3 protein-coding genes and 1 pseudogene are annotated in these 3,565 nt (G+C 64.0%); 1 reads left to right on the top strand and 3 read right to left on the bottom strand.

Features of this window, described 5'->3' with window-relative positions:
* Positions 1-122 (bottom strand): annotated as a pseudogene (locus EOA28_RS28940) (ectoine synthase); the annotation flags it as partial.
* A gap of 179 nt (positions 123-301) precedes the next feature.
* Here EOA28_RS28940 and EOA28_RS28935 point away from each other — a divergent pair.
* Complete coding sequence (locus EOA28_RS28935; RefSeq protein WP_127249638.1) at positions 302-1,183, top strand: LysR substrate-binding domain-containing protein; 882 nt, start codon at positions 302-304, stop codon at positions 1,181-1,183.
* A gap of 31 nt (positions 1,184-1,214) precedes the next feature.
* On the opposite strand, the gene EOA28_RS28930 is transcribed toward EOA28_RS28935, so the two are convergent.
* Both EOA28_RS28930 and EOA28_RS28925 read right to left on the bottom strand, forming a co-directional pair.
* Positions 1,215-2,216: a 4-hydroxyproline epimerase gene (locus tag EOA28_RS28930; protein ID WP_127249639.1), complete on the bottom strand. Its 1,002-nt coding sequence runs from the start codon at positions 2,214-2,216 to the stop codon at positions 1,215-1,217.
* 75 nt (positions 2,217-2,291) lie between these two features.
* Positions 2,292-3,515: an FAD-binding oxidoreductase gene (locus EOA28_RS28925; protein WP_127249654.1), complete on the bottom strand. Its 1,224-nt coding sequence runs from the start codon at positions 3,513-3,515 to the stop codon at positions 2,292-2,294.
* Positions 3,516-3,565 lie beyond the last annotated feature (50 nt).

The raw sequence follows: 3,565 nt of genomic DNA, 5'->3' as shown, positions 1-3,565 counted from the left end.
ACCGTGTGACATATGGTGAAGCCCATGCCGTCGTGGCTTGTCAGCAGCCGATGGCTGGTGCCGTTGCCCCAATCGACAAAGAAGTCAGTTTTTTCTACATCAGCCAATTGTCTGGTGAACATCGTCGTCTTTCCATGAAACCAGGTTTGAGAAGCGGCGGCGCGCCTCGAATTCGGCGGCAGGCATTCGACTTTTTGGTCTCGCCCGGTTAGATTTTGCGCCGTCAGTCCAGATCAATGACTCAGGTTGTATCGTGCTTCAAATGATGGATTTTGGCACTTTCTGTTAGAGAATTTTACAGATGGATTATCTGCCGCTGAATGCGATCCGGGCCTTCGAGGCGACCGCTCGCCATCTCAGTTTCTCCGCGGCCGGCGAGGAACTGCATGTCACTCACCCTGCCATCAGTCACCAGATCAGACGGCTGGAGGAGTGGCTTGGCGTCGCATTGTTTCATCGCGACGCCCGCAAGGTGCGCCTGACGGAGGCCGGGCTGATCCTGCAGGCGTCCGCGAGCGCGGCGCTGGCGGAGCTGGGCGCGACCTGTCGCCGCATTCGCAGAAGCGCCGCCCAGGCATCGCTGTCGGTGGGTTGCATTCCCTCGATCGCCAGCCGCTGGCTGGTGCCGCGCCTGTCGGATTTCACGGCGCGCCATCCCGAGATCGCGATCCGTGTAGCCTACGCCAAGGCCGAGGATCGGCTCGAGGACGACCACGACATCCTGATCACGCTGGGCGCCGATCCCTCGCCGCATGTCACGAGCCTCAAGCTGTTTTCCCGCATAAGCCGACCCGCCTGCAGTCCGCACTATCTTGCGCGCAAGGGGCGGCTGGAAACAGCGGCGGCCATCGCGGCGGCGGACCTGTTGCATGACGAGACGCGCCAGGGCTGGCAGGAATGGTTTTCCAAGTCCGGGGTCGAAGAGCGCGATGTCGGGAGCGGCCCGGTTTTTGCCGATTTCAACATACTGGCGACGGCGGTCATTGCCGGCCACGGCGTGGCCTTGTGCCCGGTCGAGGTTTTTCGCGAGGAGCTCAGGCGCGGCGACCTCGTCGTCCTCTCCGATGTTTCGACCGACGACGACAAGGGTTATTTCCTGACCATGTCGGCGCAGCCCTCGTCTGCCGAGGCCAGGTTCGCCGAATGGTTCCGCGATCAGGTTTCGGTCAAGGCCGAGGCCTGACCGCAAGCCGGATGGATATTCCGGCTGACGGTCACGTCACGATGAAGCCGTGCGCGAACGGATCGCGGTCGTCGATGAAGATGGTGTTCAACCCCGTCATCCGTGCCCAGCCGCCGATCGAAGGGATGATCGCCGGCTTGCCGGCAACGCTGACCTCCTTTTCGACCCTGCCCTTGAACAGCGAGCCGATGATCGATTCGTGGACAAAACTGTCGCCTTCCTTGAGCTTGCCCTTGGCGTGGAGCTGCGCCATCCGCGCCGAGGTGCCGGTGCCGCAGGGCGAGCGGTCGATCGCCTTGTCGCCATAGAACACGGCGTTGCGCGCATCGGCCTCCGCGTTCCTCGGCTTGCCCGTCCATAGCATGTGCGACAGCCGGTTGATGCCGGGATTCTCCGGATGCACGAAGGAATATTTCTCGTTGAGACGCTGCCGCACCACCGGGCTCCAGGCGATGAGGTCGCCCGCCGTGTAGTCGGCCATGTCCCGGTAGTTCTTCTGCGGCTCGACGATGGCGTAGAAATTGCCACCATAGGCGACATCGACGCTGATCTCGCCGAGCACCGGGCATTCGACGGTCAGGCCTTCGGCATAGAGGAAGGAGGGCACGTTGGTGATGCGCACTTCCTCGACATATTCGCCGACCTGCTTGTATTCGGCGATGACGAGGCCGGCCGGCGTGTCGAGCCTGAGCACGCCCGGCGTCTTCGGCTTCACCAGCCCATGCTCGATTGCCATCGTGACCGTGCCGATCGTGCCGTGGCCGCACATCGGCAGGCAGCCCGACGTCTCGATGAACAGGATGGCGATATCACAATCATCGCGCGTCGGCGGATAGAGGATCGAGCCCGACATCACGTCATGGCCGCGCGGCTCGAACATCAGCCCGGTGCGGATCCAGTCATATTCGGCGAGGAAGTGCGCCCGCCGCTCCATCATTGTCGAGCCCTGGAGCAAAGGCCCGCCGCCAGCGACCAGACGCACCGGATTGCCGCAGGTGTGGCCGTCGATGCAGAAGAAGGATTTCTTAGCCATGGTTGCTCTCCTAGAGCAATTTCGGGAAAAGTGTGAAGCGGTTTTCCGTCCGGAATTGCGTCAAAACAAAGAGACTCAGAACCGTTGCGCACGGAAAGGGGTGAGGTCGAGCGGCGGAGTCTGCCCGAGGATGAGATCGCGGATCAAGCGGCCGGTGGCCGCCGATTGGGTCAGGCCAAGATGGCCGTGGCCGAAAGCATAATAGACATTTGGCGCGCGCGCCGCGCCGATCACCGGCAATGAGTCCGGCAGCGACGGGCGATAACCCATCCACTCGCGGCCGCCTGACGGGTCGAGCCCAGGCAGGAAACGCTTCGCCTTCTCCAGCATCGCCTTGGAACGGGCGAAGTTGGGCGGCCGGTCGATCCCGCCGAGCTCGACGGCGCCGCCGACGCGCAGGCCCGTTTGCAGCGGCGTGATGACGAAGCCGTGCCCGGAAAAGATCAGCTGCCGCTTCACGTCGAAAGCCGACGCCGGCAGCGTCGTGTTGTAGCCGCGCTCGGTTTCGAGCGGGATCCGCTCGCCGAGATTTTTCGCCAGCAGATGCGACCAGGCGCCGGCGGCGATCACAAGCTTGCTTGCCGTTCGCCTTGTGCCATCGGCCAGCACGATCGTCGGGCCGTTCGCGCCTGACTCCACGCGTTCGACCCGCGCATGCTCGAAACGGGCGCCAAGCTTTTCCGCATAGGTCCAGACCGCCTTGCCGAGCAGCTTCGGATCGGCGACCGTCTTCCAGCCCGGCACGAAGGTGCCCTTGACGAAGCGCGGCGAAAGACCAGGCTGCAGCGCCGCCATCTCTTCGCCCTCGACGTGGCGGAAGCCGATGCCGAAACGCTGCCGCTCGGCCCAGCCGCGCAGCGAGGCGCGGAACTCCGCCTCGCTCTCATAGAACTCCAGCGAGCCGTCCTCGCGCAGCATCGGCCGCGTGCCGGAGCGGTCGAGCAGGCCCATCCACTCGGCCTCGGCAAGCTTCATCATGCCGGCCTGCGTGGCGAGGCTCGTCTCGTAATGCTTCGCCGCGCCCGCCCGCCAGAAGCGGATCAGCCAAGGCAGAAGTTTCGGCAGATAGGCCGGCGGAATGGCCAACGGCCCGAGCGGATCGGCGAGCCATTTCGGCAATTGCCGGATCATCCCCTTATGCGCCAGCGGCAGCACGTCGGAGAAGGCGAAAGCGGCGGCATTGCCGGAACTCGTCTCCTCGCACACGCCGGTCCGGTCGAAGACGATGACGCTGCGCCCCGCTTCCGCGAGCAGGGTCGCGGCGCAGATGCCGATGATGCCGCCGCCGATAATGGCGATGTCTTCCGCTTCTCCCCGTGAACGGGAGGAAGATGCCCGAAGGGCGGATG

Source organism: Mesorhizobium sp. M2A.F.Ca.ET.067.02.1.1 (assembly GCF_004023285.1).
Classification (GTDB): Bacteria; Pseudomonadota; Alphaproteobacteria; order Rhizobiales; family Rhizobiaceae; genus Mesorhizobium.
Note: the sequence above shows the minus strand (reverse complement) of the source record. Positions and strands in the feature narration are given on the sequence as shown.

What these genes read in the sequence shown, in the direction of transcription:
- EOA28_RS28935 (WP_127249638.1), top strand. Translation starts at nt 302, where the DNA reads ATGGATTATCTGCCGCTGAATGCGATCCGGGCCTTCGAGGCGACCGCT.
- EOA28_RS28930 (WP_127249639.1), bottom strand. Translation starts at nt 2,216, where the DNA reads ATGGCTAAGAAATCCTTCTTCTGCATCGACGGCCACACCTGCGGCAAT.